This window comes from Polaribacter sp., from assembly GCF_051251875.1.
Classification (GTDB): domain Bacteria; phylum Bacteroidota; class Bacteroidia; order Flavobacteriales; family Flavobacteriaceae; genus Polaribacter.
In genome coordinates this window covers 1-20,139 of record NZ_JBPOGL010000020.1, presented here as the reverse complement: position 1 = coordinate 20,139, position 20,139 = coordinate 1, and the positions used below count along the sequence as shown (strand labels likewise).

The window sequence follows — 20,139 nt, the reverse complement described above, 5'->3', positions numbered from 1 at the left end:
ACGTTTTATAATTTATCAAATACGGTAGCAATACGTTGTGTAATTTCTTCAATAGATCCTACACCATTTACGCCATAGTATTTATTTTGACCTTCAAAATAATGCTGTAAAACAGCTGTTTTTGTATTGTATTCGTTAAAACGATTTCTGATTTTTCCTTCATCAGTATCATCGGTTCTACCACTTGTTTTTCCTCTTTCTAATAAACGAGCAACCAAAGCGTCTTCAGGAACTTCTAAAGCAACCATTCCGTTTATTTGTTCACCTTTTTCGGCTAAAAAAGCATCTAAAGCTTCTGCCTGAGATTGTGTTCTTGGGAAACCGTCAAAAATAAATCCATTAGCATCGGCATTTTTTTCTACTTCAGCTTTTAGCATATTTATGGTAACTTCATCCGGTACTAAATCTCCTTCATCCATGTATTTTTTAGCTAACAAACCTAATTCGGTTTGATTTTTAATATTAAAGCGAAATACATCTCCGGTAGATATATGTACTAGATTGTACATGTCTTTTAAGAATTCTGCTTGTGTTCCTTTTCCTGCTCCAGGAGGGCCAAATAATACAATGTTTTTCATTTTTGGTGTTGTTGAAAGTTGATATATAGCTGGGTAGTTTCTTCCTAAACCATTGTAATCTAATCCGAAACCAACAATAAATTTATCTTCAATACTTTTTCCGATATAATCTATTGGTAGTTCTTTTCTAAATACATCTGGTTTAAAAAATAACGTTGCAACTTTTAGTTGTTTTAAGTTTTTGTCTCTAAAGATATTGTAAATTTCTTGAAGTGTGTTTCCTGTATCAATAATGTCTTCTAAAATAATAACAGTTCTACCTGTTAAATCTTCATTGATACCCACTAATTGTTTTACATTTTCTGTTGATGATGTTCCGTTATATGAAGCTAATTTTACAAATGAAACTTCACAGTTTCCGTTAAATTCTCTGATAAAATCTGCTGCGAATAAAAAACATCCATTTAAAATACCTACAAAAATAGGTACTTCATCTTTTGGTAAATCTTTTTTAACCTGTTTTGCTAAATATTTTATAATTACCGCAATTTCTTCCTTGTTAATATAAGGTTTAAAGTATAAATCTTGAAGTTTTAATAAGCTCATTTTTAACCAATTCTTTTAGGTTTAATTTAATGATTTAAAGCTGCAATTAATGTTACAACTTTTTTATGCAAATATAAAGGTCTAAATTATAAATACCTACACGGTTTTTAAAACCATGCAGGATAGAAAAAACCGTTTTCCATGGTGTTCTGATTGTGTTTCAGTATCTAGGAAAACGGTTATAATTTATCTTAGAATAGCACTTTAGTTATTCTTTTCTTCTTTTTTAGAAGTATCAAACATTACTGGCGTTGCCACAAATAATGATGAATATGTACCTACTACAACACCAATAATTAAGGCAAACATAAATCCTTTAATAGAATCTCCTCCAAATAAGAAGATAGATAACATTACTAATAATGTTGTTAAAGAAGTATTGATGGTTCTACCTAATGTAGAACTTAATGCTTTGTCTACTACTTGGCTATATTTCCAGTTAGGATGTGTTCCTGTAAACTCTCTAATTCTATCAAAAATAACCACGGTATCATTCAAGGAATACCCCACAACTGTTAAGATTGCAGCTATAAATGATTGTCCTATTTCCATATCAAAAGGCATAAATTTGTATAAAATAGAGAATACACCCAATACAATTAATACATCATGAAAAACGGCAACTACGGCTCCAATAGAGAAAGATATTTTTCTAAAACGCAATAGAATATATAAGAAAACAACTAGTAAAGATCCAAATACTGCGTATAAAGCTGATGTTTTAATATCATCTGCAATGGTAGGTTCTACTTTCATATAGCTCATTACACCCGCGCCTTCTTTTTCGAAACCTGGTTTAAAGTTGTCATAAGTTGTATCTCCTAAATAAGATTTTAAACCTGTAAACAATGCGTTTTGAACTTGATCATCTACTTCTTGTCCTTCTTCATCAATTTTATAAACGGTTGTAATTTTTAATTGATGATCAGAACCATAAGTTTTTACTTCTGGCGCTGTACCAAAGGCATCTTTTAAAGTTCCGGCAACATCGGTAGCGCTTACGGTTTGATCAAAACGAACAACATAAGAACGTCCTCCTTTAAAATCTACACCTTGTTTTAATCCGATAGAGAATATAGAAACAATTCCTGCAACAATAATTGCACCAGAAATAATGTAAGCAATTTTACGTTTCTTTAAGAATTCGATATTAATATTTTGAAACCATCCTTTAGAAATAGATGTGTTAAATGTTAAGTTAGATCCTTTATTAACAGCTCTGTCAATTAATAAACGTGTAATAAAAACAGCTGTAAATAATGATGTTGCAATACCAATCATTAATGTTAAGGCAAAACCTTTAATAGGTCCTGTACCAAATACATATAAAATAATACCTGTTAATAATGTTGTAATATTTGCATCAATAATTGCAGACAATGCTCCTTTTATAGAGAAACCTTCATCTACAGATTGTTTTAATCCTTTTTTAAATCCTAAACTTTCTTTTATTCTTTCAAAAATAATAACGTTTGCATCTACAGACATACCAATGGTTAAGATAATACCTGCAATACCAGGTAATGTTAACACCGCGTTGAAAGAGGCTAAAATTCCGAAGATGAATAAGATGTTTACTGCTAAAGCAATATCTGCATACAAACCTGCTTTACCATAGTATAAAATCATCCAAAGTAAAACTAAGATAATTGCTAATCCGAAAGAACTAATAGAAGCATTAATAGATTCTTGCCCTAAAGATGGTCCTACCACTTCTGCTTGAATAATTCTTGCAGCTGCAGGTAATTTACCTGCTTTTAATACGGTAGAAATATCTTCAGCTTCTGCAACGGTCATTGTTCCACCAGAAATAGAAGTTCTACCACCAGTAATTGCTTGGTTAACAGAAGGTGCCGTATACACATAGTCATCTAAAACTACAGCAACAAAACCACCAACATTATCTGCGGTCATTTTTGCCCATTGTTTAGTACCAGAGCTATTCATGGTCATGCTTACTTCTGGTTTGTTTAATTGATCAAAAACCTGAGCAGCATCTAAAATAACATCACCTTCAATAGTTGCTTTTCCAGATCTACTTCCTTTAATTGCGTACAAACCAATTAGGTCTGAACCGTCTGCGCCTTTATTAGATTTATAATCCCATAAAAACTTAACATATTTTAATTCGTTTGGTAATAAAGCTCTAACTTCTTTGTTTTTTAATAATTGATTTACTTTGGCAGTATCTAAAACTCTAGCTTGTGCAACCAAAGAGCTCATTTGTTGTTGAGATTGCGCTACATTAGGAAATAAATACGTAAATAAATTTTTCTGAGCAACGTTTGTAGAATCACTTTCTTCACCTAATAAATCATCAATATCATCTGTCTTTGTAGAGTCTTTTACTTTTTGTACTACAGTATCATCTTTTAAGATTTCTGCAACTTTACCATTCGCTTCAAAAAAGTAATTTTGTACTTCTGCGTTTGTATACACTTCCCAGAACTGTAATTCAGCTTTACTAGTAATTAACTTTGTAACACGCTCAATATCTTTTGCTCCTGGCAATTCAATTTGAATTCTTCCAGAATTTCCAATTCTTTGAATGTTAGGTTGTGTAACACCAAATTTATCAATTCTACTTCTTAATACTTCAAAAGCAGTACCAATAGAACTATTAATTTCTTCTTGTAAAGTTTCTTTAACGGTAGCGTTTGCCTCGTCAAACTTAATTTTTTCACTTAATGCTTTTGTTCCAAAAATAGAAGGATCACTTAATTTAGTAGCGCCTGCAATTTTCTCAAATTCGGTAAAAAATAAGTCTAAATATGTAGCATTACTATTTTTTTGAGCTTCATCTGCAGCAGTTAAAGCTTGATTAAAAACGACATTTTTAGAATCGTTAGCCAAACTTTTTAAAACTTCTTTTACAGAAACTTGTAGAATTGCGTTAATACCACCTTTTAAATCAAGACCAAGATTCATCTCTTTGTCTTTTACATCATCATAAGTGTATTGTGCTACTCCTAAATCAATAATCTCTTTGTTAGCAACACTGTCTAAAAACTTTCTTTCAAAAGTTGCCCTTTGCCTAGCGTTGTTATCTGGGGTTTTAGATTTTGCATATACTTTTGCATCATCTTCTACTTTGTTGGCTAAAAATGTAAATGATAATTGATATAAACTCACCAATCCGAAAAGGATTGCGAATACTTTAATAAGACCTTTGTTTTGCATCTTTGTTATTTATGTTTTATTCAAATTTTTTAAAAACGAGCAAATATATAGCTTCTCGTAAAACCTGACAATTATTTTTGTTGATTGTTTTTTTGTTTCCATAAGTTTGGTACTCATGGATTTAAATCGGAAATATAAAAATGTATAGGATTACATTTTTTAAAGTAGAAAGCTTTGTGGACCCGCTCTAACTTCAGGTTCATTGTAAGCGGTTCTATCTTTTATAAAGTAATTGTTTTTATTGACTTTATACGTAGTTTTAAAAAGTGTATTTGCTTTTACTTGATCTGTTTTTTTGATAAAAGCAAAAGAATTATACGTGGTAAGTTTGTCAGAATTATATTTAACTTCAATAACAAAATGGAAATCAGCATTAGAAATATCAGTTTCGTTTGTTAATTCATGAATGTCAATATTGTACTTAGAAGAACTGTTGTTTTTTTCTTTAGGATCAGAATTTTTATTTAAAACGATGGTATGATCTTGTGCAAGTTTTTCTTTTATATTATCAATATGAAAAGCACTGTAGTAAGAAATTTTTAAAGTACCGTTGTGGGTTTTGTTGATGGTAATATTTGCAACACCAATTTTTAGTAGTTTTTCTTGTACTTCAGCAATGCTACTTTCAATATCTTTTTTGTCGATTTTAGTATCAACAAACTCAAGTACAATTTCTTGATTAGGGATGGTTACCTCTTCTTGAAATGCGCTAAAACAAATAAATAGTAAGAATAAAGTACAGAGGTACCATTTTGCTTTCATGCGTCAAATATATAAAAAAGATTGATTTTTAGTACGCTAATAAACAATCTTATTTCATTTTATAAAGTTGTTGTCTAAAGAACATAATTTTCAATTTTTTAATACAAGATTAATATCATAGTATGGATTTTTTAAATTCAGTATATTTATTTGCTTAAATTGATAAAATAATAGTCCTTAAAATGAAAATATGACACATTTATCAGATATTGAAATTGCGCAAGCAAAAACACTGTTGCATATTAAAGAGATTGCTCAAAAATTAAATGTTGATGAAGAGGATTTAGAAATGTACGGTAAATACAAAGCAAAATTACCGCTATCTTTAATTGATGATGAAAAAGTAAACGAAAACAATTTAGTGTTGGTTACTGCCTTAACGCCAACTCCGGTAGGAGAGGGAAAAACAACAGTTTCTATCGGTTTAACCGAAGGATTAAATAAAATTGGAAAGCAAGCAGTTGTGGTTTTAAGAGAACCTAGTTTAGGACCTGTTTTTGGAATGAAAGGTGGTGCCGCTGGTGGCGGATATTCTCAAGTTGTACCAATGGAGGATATTAATTTACATTTTACGGGTGATTTTAATGCTGTTGAAAAAGCAAACAATTTATTATCGGCTTTAATAGATAATAATATTCAAAGTAAAACAAATAATTTGAATATAGATCCTAGAACTATTTTGTGGAAACGTGTCATTGATATGAATGATAGAGCTTTGCGCGATATAACAATTGGTTTAGGTGGAAAGACAAATGGTATTCCTAGACAAGACGGATTTAACATTACACCAGCTTCTGAGGTGATGGCTATTTTATGCATGGCCTCTGATTTAGATAATTTAAAGCAACGTTTAGGTGATATTTTTATTGGTTTTACTTTTGATAACAAACCTGTTTTTGCACGCGATTTGAAAGCGGAAAACGCCATGGCTATTTTGTTAAAAGAAGCCATAAAACCAAATTTAGTACAAACGTTAGAAGAGAATGCTGCAATTATACATGGTGGACCTTTTGCAAATATTGCACAAGGTACAAATACAATTATTGCTACTAAATTGGGACTGTCTTTATCTAATTACGCCGTTACAGAAGCGGGTTTTGGCGCAGATTTAGGCGCAGAAAAATTCTTGAACATCAAATCTACATTTGCCAAACTAAATCCTAAATGTGTGGTTTTGGTGGCAACAATTAGAGCTTTACGGCATCATGGAGGTGCAAAAGTAGCAGAATACAGTACGCCAGATTTAGAAAAAGTGAAAGATGGTTTTAAAAATCTTGAAAAACACATAGAAAATATTAGAAAGTTTCAAATTGAACCAGTAGTGGCAATTAATTCATTTACTTCTGATTCAAATGAAGAAGTAAATTTTGTGATTGAAAAATGTGCTAGTTTGGGTGTTGTGGCTGTATTGTCTGAAGGTTGGGCAAAAGGAGGTGAGGGTACTATTGAGTTGGCAAAAGCAGTGGTGCATGTTGTTGAACATAAAGCCAGTCAATACAAACCTCTTTACGATTGGAAATCTCCCATTAAAGATAAAATTGAAATTATTGCTAAGGAAATGTACGGGGCGGTAGCTGTTGAATATAGTAAATTGGCTCAATTAAATTTAAGAAGAATTGATAGATTGGGTTTTAATAATTTTGCGATTTGCATGGCTAAAACTCAAAAATCATTTTCAGACGATGCGTCTTTAGTTGGCAGGCCAGAAGGTTTTACAGTAACAGTTAGAGAAATTGAAATAGCAGCAGGGGCGCAATTTGTAATCCCTATTTTGGGTAAAATGATGCGCATGCCTGGGTTGCCAGCTATACCAGCTACAGAAAATATGAAAATAGATAATGATGGTGTAATTTCTGGGCTTTCGTAAAAAAAAAGTCCCTTTTATTTCCCCAAAGGGGAAATTTTAGTTTGTTTATGGAATTGTTGTTTTTTGTTGAAATTTAAAGGATTAGACCTGACAAGTCTTAAATATGTTTTTTAGCTATTCATTTTTTAAAATAAGTGTAATACTTATTCTTATTTCTGAATAAGTAACTTCTTCATTTAGTTTTTCGTAAATGGGTTTTAATTCCAGTTTTCGGTCAAATTCATTAAAAGCAACACGAACTTTGTCTATGGTTTCTTTGGTTACATATTGTTCTAAATCAATATTTTTCCCTTCGGAATATAATTGAGATAAATGTGAGAAAATGGTGGTAATGGATAAATCTCTTTTTTCGGCAATTTCTGCAGGATTTAACCCTTCTTTATAGAAATCAAATGTTTTTTGTGTGGTGGTGATTTTTTTAGGTTTCGCGCTGTTTTTAAATTTACGAATTACGTTCATAAATTCGTCTCCATACTTTTCCATTTTGTTCATTCCAACTCCAGAAATGGCTAAAAATTCATTTTCAGTTGTAGGGAGTTCGCTTGCCATTAATTTTAATGTTTTGTCATTAAAAATAATGTAAGCAGGCATCTTCTCTTCTTTAGAAATAGTATATCTTAATTGTTTTAGTGCTGTAAATAAGTCGGTGTTTGTGTTGCTACTTATAGTAGATTTTATTGCTTTTTGTGTTTTCTTTTTATCTTTTGCTTTTAATGGGGTTGTTAATCGGATGGTTTTTTCTCCTTTTAAAACTTGCCAGCCAATAGGCGATATTTTTAAAGCAGAATTTTCGCTGTACATAATCTCTATCAACCCTTGGTTTGCCATTTGAATGATATAATCTCGCCAATCAAAAAAACTAACATCTTTTCCAATTCCATACGTTTTTAGGTTGAAATATTGCTTTGAATGAATGTCTGCATTATTACTTCCCCTTAGCATATTTATCAGCATTGTAATACCGTCTTTTTCCTTCATTCGTGCAATTCCAGAAAGCGCTTTTTGGCATAAAATAGTGCCTTCGAAATCTTTTGGAGGATTTTCGCAAACGTCACAATTGCCACAATTTTCAGTAAGATGTTCTCCAAAATAGGATAATAATATTTTTCGTCTACACGATTTTGCTTCTGTAAACTGAAGCATTCTATGTAGCTTTTCTTTTTGCATGTTGCTATTTGCACCATTGTCTGCAAATTGACTATACAGTACAAAATCTCTCATGTTGTAGTAAAGTATGGTTTCAGACGGCAATCCGTCTCTTCCTGCTCTTCCTATTTCTTGGTAATAGCCTTCTAGATTTTTGGGTAAATTATAATGAATTACATAACGCACATTCGATTTGTCAATTCCCATTCCAAAGGCAATGGTAGCCACAATTATTTTTGTGTCGTCATTTATAAAATCACTTTGTGTGTTTTCTCTTTCTTCGTGATTCATTCCTGCGTGATAAAACGCAACAGAATGTCCATTCTCTTTAAGATAATTGGCAACTTCTTCTGTGTTTTTTCTGCTCAAGCAATAAATAATGCCGCTTTCGTTTTTTCTACGGTTTATAAAATTGATAATTTCTTGTAACTTCTGCTTTTTTTGTACTTGTCCTCTAACATCGATGCTTAAATTTTTTCTATCAAAAGAGGAAATAAATAATTTAGAGTTTTTTAAGCCCAATTGTTCTTCAATATCTTTTCTAGCAGATTTATCAGCCGTGGCTGTTAATGCCATAAAAGGTACATTTGGCAACGAATTTCTAAATACTTTTAATTGTGTGTATTCTGGCCTAAAATCATGTCCCCACATACTTACACAATGCGCTTCATCTATAGCTACTAATTTTATGTTTAGTTGTTTTAACCACGTATTGCTCACCGATATTAATTTTTCAGGTGATAAATACAACAATTGCAATTCTCCGTTAATTGCTTTTGTAATTACTTCATTTTCTTCTTGTGGAGAAATAGAACTGTTAAAGAAATCTGCTTTTATTCCGTTAGCTTTTAAGGCTTGTACTTGGTCTTTCATTAATGAAATAAGAGGTGAGACTACAAGTGTAATTCCATCAAAAACCAATGCAGGAATTTGAAAACAAATTGATTTTCCGCCACCAGTTGGCATTAGTACAAAACTGTCTTTGCCATCTATTGTTCGGTTTATGATTTCTTCTTGTAAAGGGCGAAAGTTATCATAACCAAATACGTTTTTTAAAAGTGTATGTGTTTCTCTATTCAAATTTTTGAGCAATTTTAGGTGCAAATATACATGTTTTACGTGTTTGTAATCAACTTGGATGTAGAAGTGTGTTTGAGGTATTGGTAGTTTTTAAAAGTTGCTTCTGATAAAAAGTGGATATAAAAAAGCCTCAAAAAATATTTTTGAGGCTTTAAGTTTGTGTTGTTTTTTAGACGATGTCTAAAAACATATTATAATTCTAACAATCCGTTAGTTTTAGAAACTCCTTCTGCAGATTTTTGCATATGCGCTTTTTCCGCGTCAGTTAAGTTAATTTCTACAATGCTTTCAATTCCGTTTTTACCCAAAACAACAGGAACTCCAATACATAAGTCATTTAAACCGTATTCTCCTTCTAATAAAGTAGAACATGGGAAAATTTTCTTTTGGTCACAAGCAATAGCTTGTACTAAAGCGCTCACAGCAGCTCCAGGAGCATACCAAGCAGAAGTACCTAATAAACCTGTTAAGGTTGCACCACCAACTTTAGTGTCTTGTAAAACTTGTTCTAATCTTTCTTCAGAAATAAATTCTGATACAGGAACAGAGTTACGAGTAGCTAAACGGGTTAAAGGCACCATACCAACATCAGAATGCCCACCAATTACCATACCATCAACATCAGAAATAGGCGCTCCTAAAGCTTCTGCTAATCTATATTTAAAACGAGCCGAGTCTAAAGCACCACCCATTCCAATAATTTTATTTTTTGGTAAACCTGTGGTTTTATGCACTAAATAGGTCATTGTATCCATAGGGTTAGAAACCACAATAATAATTGTGTTTGGAGAGTGTTCTATTAAATTTGCTGAAACAGTTTTTACAATTCCTGCGTTTATTCCAATTAATTCTTCACGTGTCATTCCTGGTTTTCTTGGAATCCCAGAAGTAATTACACAAACATTAGAATTAGCTGTTTTAGCATAGTCATTTGTACTTCCTGTAATTTTTGTATCAAAACCGTTTAAAGAGGCGGTTTGCATTAAATCCATTGCTTTACCTTCTGCAAAACCTTCTTTAATGTCTAAAATAACAACTTCAGAAGCGAAGTCTTTAATTGCAATGTATTCTGCACAACTAGCACCTACTGCTCCTGCTCCTACTACTGTAACTTTCATATCTATTATATTTAAAATTTATGTTTAATTTATATAACAAAAATACGATAATTGTACTAATTTGAGGCTATTAAAAAGGAAAAAGACTGTTTAAAAAACTAGTCTTTTTTTATAAAGATGTTTATTAATAATAGTGGGCTTTCATCTCGTAATTGGTGTAGATAACTTTGTGTATGCTATCGTTAAATGTTTATTATCTTGCTTTTAAGCAATTTCTCTAATTATTTCTTAGGAATGTGTATTTGCAAAAAGTTTCTTTGTCTCTGGCTCTGTACGTATAATAATGGCTCGTTCTGTTTTTATAGTAAGCTACTAAAATAATAGTGATGTGTTCTGTTGGGTGAATTTGGTATTTAGTATTTGCATAAAAAAACGCTAACAAATGAATGTTAGCGTTTGTGTTTTACTAAAAGTAGTAAGATTATTTAACTGGTTTTACAGTTTTAATAATTCTTGCAGCTACTTTATATGGATCTGCGTTTGAAGAAGGACGACGGTCTTCTAACCATCCTTTGTATCCTTTTTCTACAGCGATAATTGGAATACGGATAGAAGCTCCTCTATCAGAAACTCCCCAAGAGAAATCGTTGATTGAAGCAGTTTCATGCTTACCAGTTAAACGTTGGTCGTTAAACTCACCGTAAATTTCAATATGTTCTTTTACTACAGGACGGAAAGCTTCACAAATTTCAATATATTTTTCTTTAGAACCACAAGTTCTTAAGATAGAGTTAGAGAAGTTAGCGTGCATTCCAGAACCATTCCAGTCTGTATCACCTAATGGTTTTGGGTGGTACTCAATGTACATTCCTTTACCTTCTGTTAAACGATCTAATAAATATCTAGATACCCAAATTTCATCACCTGCTTTCTTTGCTCCTTTTGCAAATAATTGGTATTCCCATTGTCCAGAAGCAACCTCTTGGTTAATTCCTTCAAAGTTTAAACCTGCATCAATACATAAATCAGCATGCTCTTCAACAAAATCACGACCATGTGTGTATAATCCACCTACTGAACAGTAATATTGTCCTTGTGGAGCTGGGTAACCACCTCTTGGAAATCCTAAAGGTAAACCTGTGCTTGTGTTCATGATAAAATATTCTTGTTCAAATCCGAACCAGAAATCATTATCATCATCTTCAATAGTTGCACGTGCGTTAGAAGCATGTGGTGTTCCATCAGCATTCATAACTTCCGTCATTACTAAATACCCATTTCTTCTTGTAGGATCTGGATAAATAGCAACTGGCTTTAAAATACAGTCAGAAGCTCCACCAGAAGCTTGTTTGGTAGAAGATCCATCAAAAGACCAAAGGCCTAATTCTTCAACTGTTCCTTTAAAGTCATCGTGTTCTTCAACTTTAGTTTTACTTCTCATGTTTTGAGTTGGAAAGTATCCATCTAACCAAATGTATTCTAATTTAATTTTTGCCATAATATGTTATATAATTGTTTAAATGATTTTTCTTTTACAAAAGTCAAAAAAAATCGTAACATATCAAAAAAATAAGGGGTTAAATATTTAAAATAGCTAAAAAATAATTTTATCCCTAAATTTGATTGGGGTATATTTGTTTTAAATTAAAAATAGATAGCAATAACTAAGATTATGTCAACAATTAGATTCAACGCTTTGCAAGAAACACTGAATAGGAACCCTATAAAAGTGATTCAAACTGAAAAAAGATCATCTTTATTTGGTAAAAATGTCTTTAACAAATACGCTATGCAACAGTATCTTACAAGAGCGGCCTATGAAAGTGTGATGAATGCCATTGAACATGGTACCAAAATAGATCGCAAAATTGCAGACCAAGTTGCCGTTAGTATGAAAGATTGGGCAATGTCTAAAGGAGCTACTCATTATACACATTGGTTTCAGCCACTTACAGGTGCAACTGCAGAAAAGCACGATGCGTTTTTTGAATCTATCAATGGTAGTTTGGCTATGGAAAAATTTGATGGAGAGCAACTAGTGCAACAAGAGCCAGATGCCTCAAGTTTTCCGAATGGAGGAATTAGAAATACATTTGAAGCTAGAGGATATACAGCCTGGGACCCAACATCTTCTGCTTTTATTTATGAAACTACCTTGTGTATTCCTACTATTTTTGTGGCCTTTACTGGAGAAGCTTTAGATAATAAAACACCACTTTTAAGAGCTTTGCAAGCCATAGATACACATGCAACAGCGGTTTGTAAGTTTTTTGATAAAAATGCAAACAAGGTAATTGCAACCTTAGGTTGGGAACAAGAATATTTTTTAATTGATGATGCGCTTGCTTTGTCTAGACCAGATATTTTGTTAACCGGTAGAACTTTATTAGGGCATTCTTCTGCAAAAGGACAACAATTAGACGATCATTATTTTGGAACAATTCCTGCTAGAGCTATGAGTTTTATGCAAGATTTAGAACAAGAATGTATGTTGTTAGGTATACCTGTTAAAACAAGACATAATGAGGTTGCCCCAAATCAGTTTGAGTTAGCGCCTATTTTTGAAGAAGCAAATTTAGCGGTAGATCATAACTCATTATTAATGGATGTGATGGAAAAAGTTTCTCGCAGACATAAACTTAAAGTATTATTTCATGAAAAACCTTTTGAAGGAATAAATGGTTCTGGTAAGCATAATAACTGGTCCTTGTCTTCTAGTTCTGGCATTAATTTGTTAAGTCCGGGAAAAACCCCCATGAAAAACCTGCAATTTTTAACTTTTTTTGTAAATACTATAAAAGCCGTTTATGAAAATGAAGAATTGCTAAGAGCCTCTGTAGCATCTGCAAGTAATGAGTACAGGTTAGGCGCAAATGAAGCACCAATGGCAATTGTGTCTGTGTTTATAGGTACACAATTATCCGCAGTTTTAGACGAGTTAGAAAACGTAACGATTGGTAAATTATCACCACAAGAAAAAACCGATTTAAAATTAAATATTATCGGTAAGATTCCTGCAATTTTATTAGATAATACAGATAGAAACAGAACTTCTCCGTTTGCTTTTACTGGGAACAAATTTGAGTTTAGAGCTGTAGGTTCTTGGGCAAATTGTGCAACACCTATGACGGTTTTAAACACTATTGTAGCAAAACAATTAAAAGAATTTAAAGTAGAAGTTGATGCATTAATAGATTCTGAAAATTTAAAAAAGGACGAAGCTATTTTTAATGTTTTAAGAGAATATATCAAAGCATCAAAAAAGATTCGTTTTGATGGTGATGGTTATGGAGAAGCTTGGGAAAAAGAAGCTAAAAGGAGAGGTTTAAGTAATATTAAAACTACGCCGGAAGCTTTAAAAGTAAAAAATTGCAAGAAAACGATAGACCTTTATGAAGAAATGGAGGTAATGAGTAAAATAGAAGTAGAAGCTCGTTATGAAATAGAATTGGAAGAATACACAAAAAGAGTACAAATAGAAAGTAGGGTTTTGGGAGACCTTGCTAGGAACAATGTAATTCCTACTGCAATAAAATACCAAAATACATTATTGGAAAATGCTAAAAATTTAAAAGAAATTTTTGGAGAAGACTACAAAAATATTGCAAAAGAACAGCTAGAGTTAATTATGACTATCTCTAATCATATTACCCAAATTAATGCGTTGGTTTTAAAAATGATTGAAGAACGAAAAAAAGCCAATCTAAAAACCGGATTTAAATCTGCCGAAATGTATTGTGGTAAAGTAAAACCTTTTTTTACGCAAATACGATACCATTGTGATAAGCTAGAAACAATGGTTGATGATGATTTATGGCCATTAACAAAATATAGAGAATTGTTATTTACTAGGTAAGTACGTATGGCGTAAATCAATTAGCTTTTTTAAGAAAAAGGGAAATTACTTTTGTTATAATAGGTTTTACAAGTCTTGGTTTTCTTTATGGTGATGAGAACAACACGTATATAATTAAAACTGGCAAGTATAAAACGTAAGTTGCTGATTTTCATCTAATTAAAGTTGTTTTTTATTGGTAGCCAGACGGAGAAAACATAAGTTATCTATAGAAAATATGGTAAGAACTATAGATGTAGATCCTAGGTTTTCTCCTAATGAATCACAGGTTATTTTTGTGAATACTTCTAATGACGGATTGTCTTTAAAATCGATTTATAAGGTAGATGTAGATTATATAATTGCTGTTGATCTTAGATATTTGTTATTCTCTGATGCTACAATGCCAGATTGGGAATAAATAGATTATAATTTTTTAAAAACCGAATGATATTCATTCGGTTTTTTTTATGTTATTCTTTAGCGTAAACAAAAAGAATGAACATTCCCTAGAGGCACTTGATGTCTTTAATTTTAAATATTCATACAGGTTTCTATCGTTTTTTTTAATCAAAAGACTAAATTTGCAACTCACAATACAATAACATGAGTAAAGAAGTTTCTAAAAGATACGCACAACGTGGCGTTTCGGCATCTAAAGAAGATGTACACAATGCAATTAAGAATATAGACAAAGGTTTGTTTCCAAAGGCATTTTGTAAAATTGTACCAGATTATTTAACAAATGATGAAGATTATTGTTTAATAATGCACGCAGATGGTGCAGGAACAAAATCTTCTTTAGCATATATGTATTGGAAAGAAACAGGTGATATTTCTGTTTGGAAAGGCATTGCACAAGATGCTTTAATAATGAATATTGATGATCTTTTGTGTGTTGGTGCAACAGATAACATACTACTTTCCTCTACGATAGGTAGAAATAAAAGTAAGATTCCTGGTGAAGTTTTATCAGCAATTATAAACGGAACAGAAGAATTAATAGAAGACTTAAAAGGATTTGGCGTTACCATTCATTCCACCGGAGGTGAAACTGCAGATGTTGGCGATTTAGTGCGTACCATTATTGTAGATTCTACGGTAACTGCAAGAATGAAACGTACAGATGTTGTAGATAATGCAAATATAAAAGCGGGTGATGTAATTGTTGGTTTAGAGTCTTTTGGGCAAGCAACTTATGAAACTGAATACAATGGAGGAATGGGGTCTAATGGATTAACATCTGCAAGACACGATGTTTTTCATTCATATTTAGCAGAAAAATACCCAGAAAGTTTTGATGCTGCCGTTCCTGCTGATTTGGTGTATTCTGGAAATATAAAATTGACAGATAAAGTAGAGAATTCTCCTATTGATGCTGGTAAATTAGTATTGTCTCCAACAAGAACATACGCGCCAATTATTAAAAAAATCTTATCAGAATTTAACTCAGATACGGTACATGGAATGATTCATTGTTCTGGTGGTGCACAAACAAAAATATTACACTTTGTGGATGAGTTACACATTGTAAAAGACAATCTATTTCCAATTCCGCCTTTGTTTAAATTGATACAAGAACAATCGAAAACAGATTGGAAAGAAATGTATCAAGTTTTTAACTGCGGACATAGAATGGAAATTTATGTATCTCCAGAAATTGCAGAAGTCATCATAAACATTTCTAAATCGTTTAATGTAGATGCAAAAATTGTAGGTAGAGTAGAAGCGTCAGAAACTAAGAAGTTGACCATTACAAGTGAGTTTGGTGTATTTGAATACTAAAATAAAGTAAACAATGTGATGCTTTAAAATAGCATTTCAGAATTCATAAAAAAAGGTAGTGATTTTATTTCACTGCCTTTTTTGCTTTTAGATTGTATTCTTAAATGTGATCAGCTGTTTCGTTTTAGTCTAATCATCTAGTAAATTTATCTTAGCCACTTTTTCATGATAGGAAATTTTTCATCATCACTACAGAAGCCCATCCATTTTAAAAGAGGTAATCCTGTATAAATTTTATTACTAAATTGTTCTATAAACCATTCTGAAGAACCTTTATAGCCATTAGGATGAAAGACAACTTTCGGATCTAATTTTAAATGAGATAAAGCAGCATAAGACCAAAGTATTGCGGCAATTTCATCAGCAGGAGTTGGCTAATCTGTATCCATTTCACTTGTACCAATTAATGGTCTACGTTTTTCTTCTGTTACTGCTATATGACCAGATTCGTGTAATAAATCACCAGGATATTTTAACTTCTTTTTATCCATTAAAATGGTATTTCTTTTAAGACTTAAACCGGGTAAGAAGGTATCGTTTTTTAATTCTTTTTCAACTACCTTAATATTTATGTTGTTAAGAAAAGTAACAATACTGTCTAATATGTTTTCATTAGTATTCATATTTTAGCCGTTCTTTTAGTGCTAGTAACTCCGTTTTTTCTGGGAATTGCTTTATCAATCTATCAACTAGTTTTTTTCCTTTCTTACAATCTTTAAATTCATTTTCACACCTCAAGCTAAATGCATTGGCTAATCGATGGTTTATCACATAATCATTGGGTAAAATTTTATTAGCTATTTGATATTCAAAAATTGCATTATGCCAACTTCGTTCTTTTAACCAATCATCACCTTTTGTTATATAAACAAGACTTTTTTCAATTTTGTCGCTCAATTGAATTTTTTCAATTTTTTCTTTTTCAACATTTATATTATTATGAAAAGAGTTGTAAGTTAATAAGCCGATTGTAGAAAACAGCACAAGAAATATAATGCTTGTTACATAATATTTTTTCTTCCTTTCTTTTATAATTTTTAATCGAATAGCTTTTAATTGTGATTTAGTAGCTTTTTTTAATACAATTTTACCACCTGCGTATGTAATATATTCATTTTTCAATCTCAAGAAAGTTCTTTCAGGTCTGAACATACTTTTTTTTCCGAGTAACTTTTTATTGTTACTCAAACTAGTTCTCATTCCTTGGATGCTTCCTTCTCCTCCCAATTTTTTTTAGTTTTTAATATTTGTAAACGGTTATTGTATGAAACGTAGCGTATAAATAGTCGCTAATTTTTCGGATTTAGCACAAGCCGAATTTTTATTTTTTATGTTTACTTTCTTTTTCTAAATATACAAAAATAAAAATTTGGCGTACTTTGTAAATAAGTAAAAACCTCTCAGAAAGCCTATAATAGCTATGTTTTATACACTGTGTGAATGCCCAGTATGGGCATCTTTTATAAACCGAAAGGTAAATAATTAATCTATTGGGTGCAAGTCCCTTATACGCGGGAGTAATGTCTTGAAGCATTAGTAAGTCGCAAGGGTGAAAACCGCGAGGTTTTATCTGAAGGTTATTTGCGATTGAATAAAGAGCAAATACCGACTACAAAACTCGGTACTGAACATCGATTACGCTCAGTATAAACCAAGCAGAAATCGTATACAGAGGCATATTTACTTGGGTAAGCAAGCACAACATTGTAACGCCCAAAAGATTAACAAAAGGGTAAGTATGTAGATACGGGAGTTTTCTCAAAAGTTCATTGACGTTACTGAACCTTTATTTTTTTAAAAGTGTGGGCAAAATTACTGACGTAGGAAGTAAAATTAAATTTCATCTTTTGCTCTTTCGTAAACATCTAATGTAAGCAATATTTCCTCTTGCATTTTATCAGTATTATAAAATTTAGTATTATAAATAAATGAAATATTATATTCTATACTGTCAAAATCATAATCATATTTCATCCAGTTCTCTGTTTCTTTCAATGCGAACCACCGACTAAAAAGTCTTTTTCTGTTTAGATTTTTAGAATCACTATTATCACATAGATAGTGAATTACCCTAGAATTGTCTTTTTCAATAAATTTCAAAATTATTTCAAGTATTGTTCTGGATATTTTTGAATCACCTTTAGCTTTCTTGTTATCTATTTCTCCAAAGTCTAATGAATACAAGTTGTTTAAAGGATGTAAATCTTGTGAAATATTTCTAAATGCAACATAGTAGGTTAAATTATTTTTTGTTTCAAAATAAAAATAGGGGTCATTAGACCCCTGTTTTCTACTATATTTATACATTTTCTATTTTTTCAATTTTCTTTTAATTGAAGCAACAATAGATTTTCTATGAGCTTCTTTATCAGAAACCATCTTATTCAATACTTTTATAGTATTTGAATTTGCTTTTATTGTTGTTGAATAATTCATAGTTGCTAATGTTTATACTTTATTTATAACAAAGTCTCTGACAAATGTATGGTTTAAAAAAATTTTGTTACGTATTAAATGAAACTTATTATTTATTTATTATTTATATTTTATAGATAAAACTTATAATACTGCTTATTGTTACTTTATTATATGACGTTTATACAGTTCAGAAGTTACAAAAATTATTCCACTTTTACAAGTCAGAGAGTAAATTCCCACAAACAAGCTAAAAAAAGCTGTGGAAAAAAAATAAAGATTTCAACTAAGAATGTTAATTAAAATAACGTTTCCTAAGTATTTTAGGTAACGAAATGATAAGGTGAGTTTTAATTCATTTTATCAGTGGTTAAACGAAGTTAGTTAGTTGTTTTTTTATGAGAAAGTCAAGCTAAAAAAAAATCAAATATAGATGTCACTTTTTATTTATTTATAGGAAAGCCAGCAATAAATTATACACGTTGTGCCTGTTGCACAACGTCTTGTTAAAGATACAGAAATTTTGTATATTTAGTAATGCAAGGCAAGAAAAACTATCAAGAAAAGCTGTTCAATAATTTCCAGTTGAGTGAGCGTGTTCCCAAGAACAATTTTTACAGACTTTTAAAAGAAATACTTCATTTAGATTTTCTGTATTCAGGGACAAAAAGCTCGATGTAAAGTCCATATTCATAGTTATAAGCCAATTTAAATTTAGAAAAATGGCAGTTCTTAAAAATTAAAAAGCCCTTAAAAAGGGCTTAAAAAAGAATTTTTTTATTTTTTTAATGGGTTGTGCAACGGTTACCGGTGTTGTGTGTAGTCTTGCTATATTCAATTTTTTATACAACGTATAGCAAATGCCCAACTATTTTCAAATGAACGATGAACCGTGTTTTTTGATGAAAATAATTCTCTATTCCATAGTAAATCACTTCCAGCGCTTGTGCTTGTCCAGAATGGAGCACTAAACCCTAAATTCTCAAAATTGTTATCTTCGTTTGTAGCACTTCCTGTTCTAAATCCTCCTGGGAGTGCATTAAAACCAAATGAATCTGTTCCATTTCCATTTTCAATCCACATAGTTGTAGATTTAAGATTTTTTCCCGCATCAAATCCTCTATAAGACCAATCATTCCATTCCTCGTCACCTACAGTAAATTGACTGTCAACAGTTCCTTCTAATATTTTCCATTCCTCATCAGTGGGTAAATGCCACCCTTCCGGGCTAACAATCAAAGCATTTTCGCGACTATATAATTTCCCGTAAATTTCTCCATTTATTTCATTGTTTAGATAATTCCAACATCCTTCAGTTGTTTTATAATTCAAGTTTTGAGCCATCCAACACTGATTTCCAATTTGAATAGTTTTGTAAATGTTTCCATCTCTTGTGTCAAAAAAATCATTTCCACAAGTAAAATTAGCGCTTAAAATCACTTGTTTTTCTATAATAGTTGAAGAGCCCTTGTCATCAAAAGCAGCAATTTTAACAACAGATACACCCTCAGTTTCTGATTGTGTATTCCAAGTGAAATTAAAAGGTAATGAATTAATAGTTTCTATTTCAATATCATTAATTGATAATTTTGCCTCGGTTATCAATCCATCGCTATCAGTTATATTTGTTTCTATTGTTAGTGTTGATCCTATAATAATATCTGTTACATCAATTTGCGTAAGAATTTCAATTATTGGTAATTCATTAGACACTTCTGGTGTAGAATTATCATCACTACAAGATGTAAATATTGTTATTAACATACTAATACTTAAGCAATATCTTTTTAGTTTTTTCATAGGGTTTTATTGTATTATCCTGATATAGGTTGACCTTTTTTTAGGTTAATTTTTCAATTTTTACCGAAAGTTATTTCCGATTTTTTT

Annotated in this window: 15 protein-coding genes; 4 read left to right on the top strand and 11 right to left on the bottom strand. The window is 31.3% G+C overall.

Annotation, left to right across the window (positions count from 1 at the left end):
• Positions 1-5 precede the first annotated feature (5 nt).
• The 3 genes from ACSHW5_RS10240 to ACSHW5_RS10230 form a co-directional block, all read right to left on the bottom strand.
• Entirely contained in the window at positions 6-1,124 is a 1,119-nt protein-coding gene (locus ACSHW5_RS10240) for an adenylate kinase (protein WP_435676036.1), read from the bottom strand.
• Positions 1,125-1,328: 204 nt separating this feature from the next.
• On the bottom strand, positions 1,329-4,304 hold the full coding sequence (secDF, locus tag ACSHW5_RS10235; RefSeq protein ID WP_435676035.1) for a protein translocase subunit SecDF: 2,976 nt from the start codon (positions 4,302-4,304) through the stop codon (positions 1,329-1,331).
• A 159-nt stretch (positions 4,305-4,463) separates the two neighbouring features.
• Entirely contained in the window at positions 4,464-5,066 is a 603-nt protein-coding gene (locus ACSHW5_RS10230) for a hypothetical protein (protein WP_435676034.1), read from the bottom strand.
• Between the two features lie 190 nt (positions 5,067-5,256).
• Between ACSHW5_RS10230 and ACSHW5_RS10225 the strand changes: the two genes are divergently transcribed.
• The gene (locus ACSHW5_RS10225) at positions 5,257-6,933 is read left to right on the top strand and encodes a formate--tetrahydrofolate ligase (RefSeq protein ID WP_435676033.1); all 1,677 of its coding nucleotides are present in this window, start codon (positions 5,257-5,259) and stop codon (positions 6,931-6,933) included.
• Positions 6,934-7,047: 114 nt separating this feature from the next.
• On the opposite strand, the gene recQ is transcribed toward ACSHW5_RS10225, so the two are convergent.
• The 3 genes from recQ to ACSHW5_RS10210 form a co-directional block, all read right to left on the bottom strand.
• Positions 7,048-9,159 (bottom strand): DNA helicase RecQ, encoded by a 2,112-nt coding sequence (gene recQ / locus ACSHW5_RS10220; RefSeq protein WP_435676032.1) that lies wholly within the window; start codon positions 9,157-9,159, stop codon positions 7,048-7,050.
• A 191-nt stretch (positions 9,160-9,350) separates the two neighbouring features.
• Positions 9,351-10,277: a malate dehydrogenase gene (gene mdh / locus ACSHW5_RS10215; RefSeq protein ID WP_435676031.1), complete on the bottom strand. Its 927-nt coding sequence runs from the start codon at positions 10,275-10,277 to the stop codon at positions 9,351-9,353.
• Between the two features lie 421 nt (positions 10,278-10,698).
• Entirely contained in the window at positions 10,699-11,715 is a 1,017-nt protein-coding gene (locus ACSHW5_RS10210) for a glutamine synthetase beta-grasp domain-containing protein (RefSeq protein ID WP_435676030.1), read from the bottom strand.
• A gap of 174 nt (positions 11,716-11,889) precedes the next feature.
• Here ACSHW5_RS10210 and ACSHW5_RS10205 point away from each other — a divergent pair, with 174 nt between their 5' ends.
• The 3 genes from ACSHW5_RS10205 (at position 11,890) to ACSHW5_RS10195 (ending at position 15,837) form a co-directional block, all read left to right on the top strand.
• Entirely contained in the window at positions 11,890-14,073 is a 2,184-nt protein-coding gene (locus ACSHW5_RS10205; protein ID WP_435676029.1) for a glutamine synthetase III, read from the top strand.
• A gap of 217 nt (positions 14,074-14,290) precedes the next feature.
• Entirely contained in the window at positions 14,291-14,473 is a 183-nt protein-coding gene (locus ACSHW5_RS10200; RefSeq protein WP_435676028.1) for a hypothetical protein, read from the top strand.
• Between the two features lie 185 nt (positions 14,474-14,658).
• A complete protein-coding gene (locus ACSHW5_RS10195; RefSeq protein ID WP_435676027.1) occupies positions 14,659-15,837 on the top strand; it encodes an AIR synthase related protein in 1,179 nt (392 codons plus the stop codon).
• 374 nt (positions 15,838-16,211) lie between these two features.
• On the opposite strand, the gene ACSHW5_RS10190 is transcribed toward ACSHW5_RS10195, so the two are convergent.
• The 5 genes from ACSHW5_RS10190 to ACSHW5_RS10170 form a co-directional block, all read right to left on the bottom strand.
• Positions 16,212-16,460 (bottom strand): hypothetical protein, encoded by a 249-nt coding sequence (locus ACSHW5_RS10190; protein WP_435676026.1) that lies wholly within the window; start codon positions 16,458-16,460, stop codon positions 16,212-16,214.
• Positions 16,450-17,064 carry a hypothetical protein gene (locus ACSHW5_RS10185; protein ID WP_435676025.1) on the bottom strand — a complete coding sequence of 205 codons (615 nt, stop codon included), beginning with the start codon at positions 17,062-17,064 and terminating at the stop codon, positions 16,450-16,452. Before ACSHW5_RS10185 ends, ACSHW5_RS10190 begins: the two co-directional genes overlap by 11 nt.
• A gap of 606 nt (positions 17,065-17,670) precedes the next feature.
• Entirely contained in the window at positions 17,671-18,144 is a 474-nt protein-coding gene (locus ACSHW5_RS10180; RefSeq protein ID WP_435676024.1) for a DUF6169 family protein, read from the bottom strand.
• Between the two features lie 3 nt (positions 18,145-18,147).
• Entirely contained in the window at positions 18,148-18,273 is a 126-nt protein-coding gene (locus ACSHW5_RS10175) for a hypothetical protein (RefSeq protein ID WP_435676023.1), read from the bottom strand.
• Between the two features lie 813 nt (positions 18,274-19,086).
• The gene (locus ACSHW5_RS10170) at positions 19,087-20,052 is read right to left on the bottom strand and encodes an FISUMP domain-containing protein (protein ID WP_435676022.1); all 966 of its coding nucleotides are present in this window, start codon (positions 20,050-20,052) and stop codon (positions 19,087-19,089) included.
• Positions 20,053-20,139: the final 87 nt, after the last annotated feature.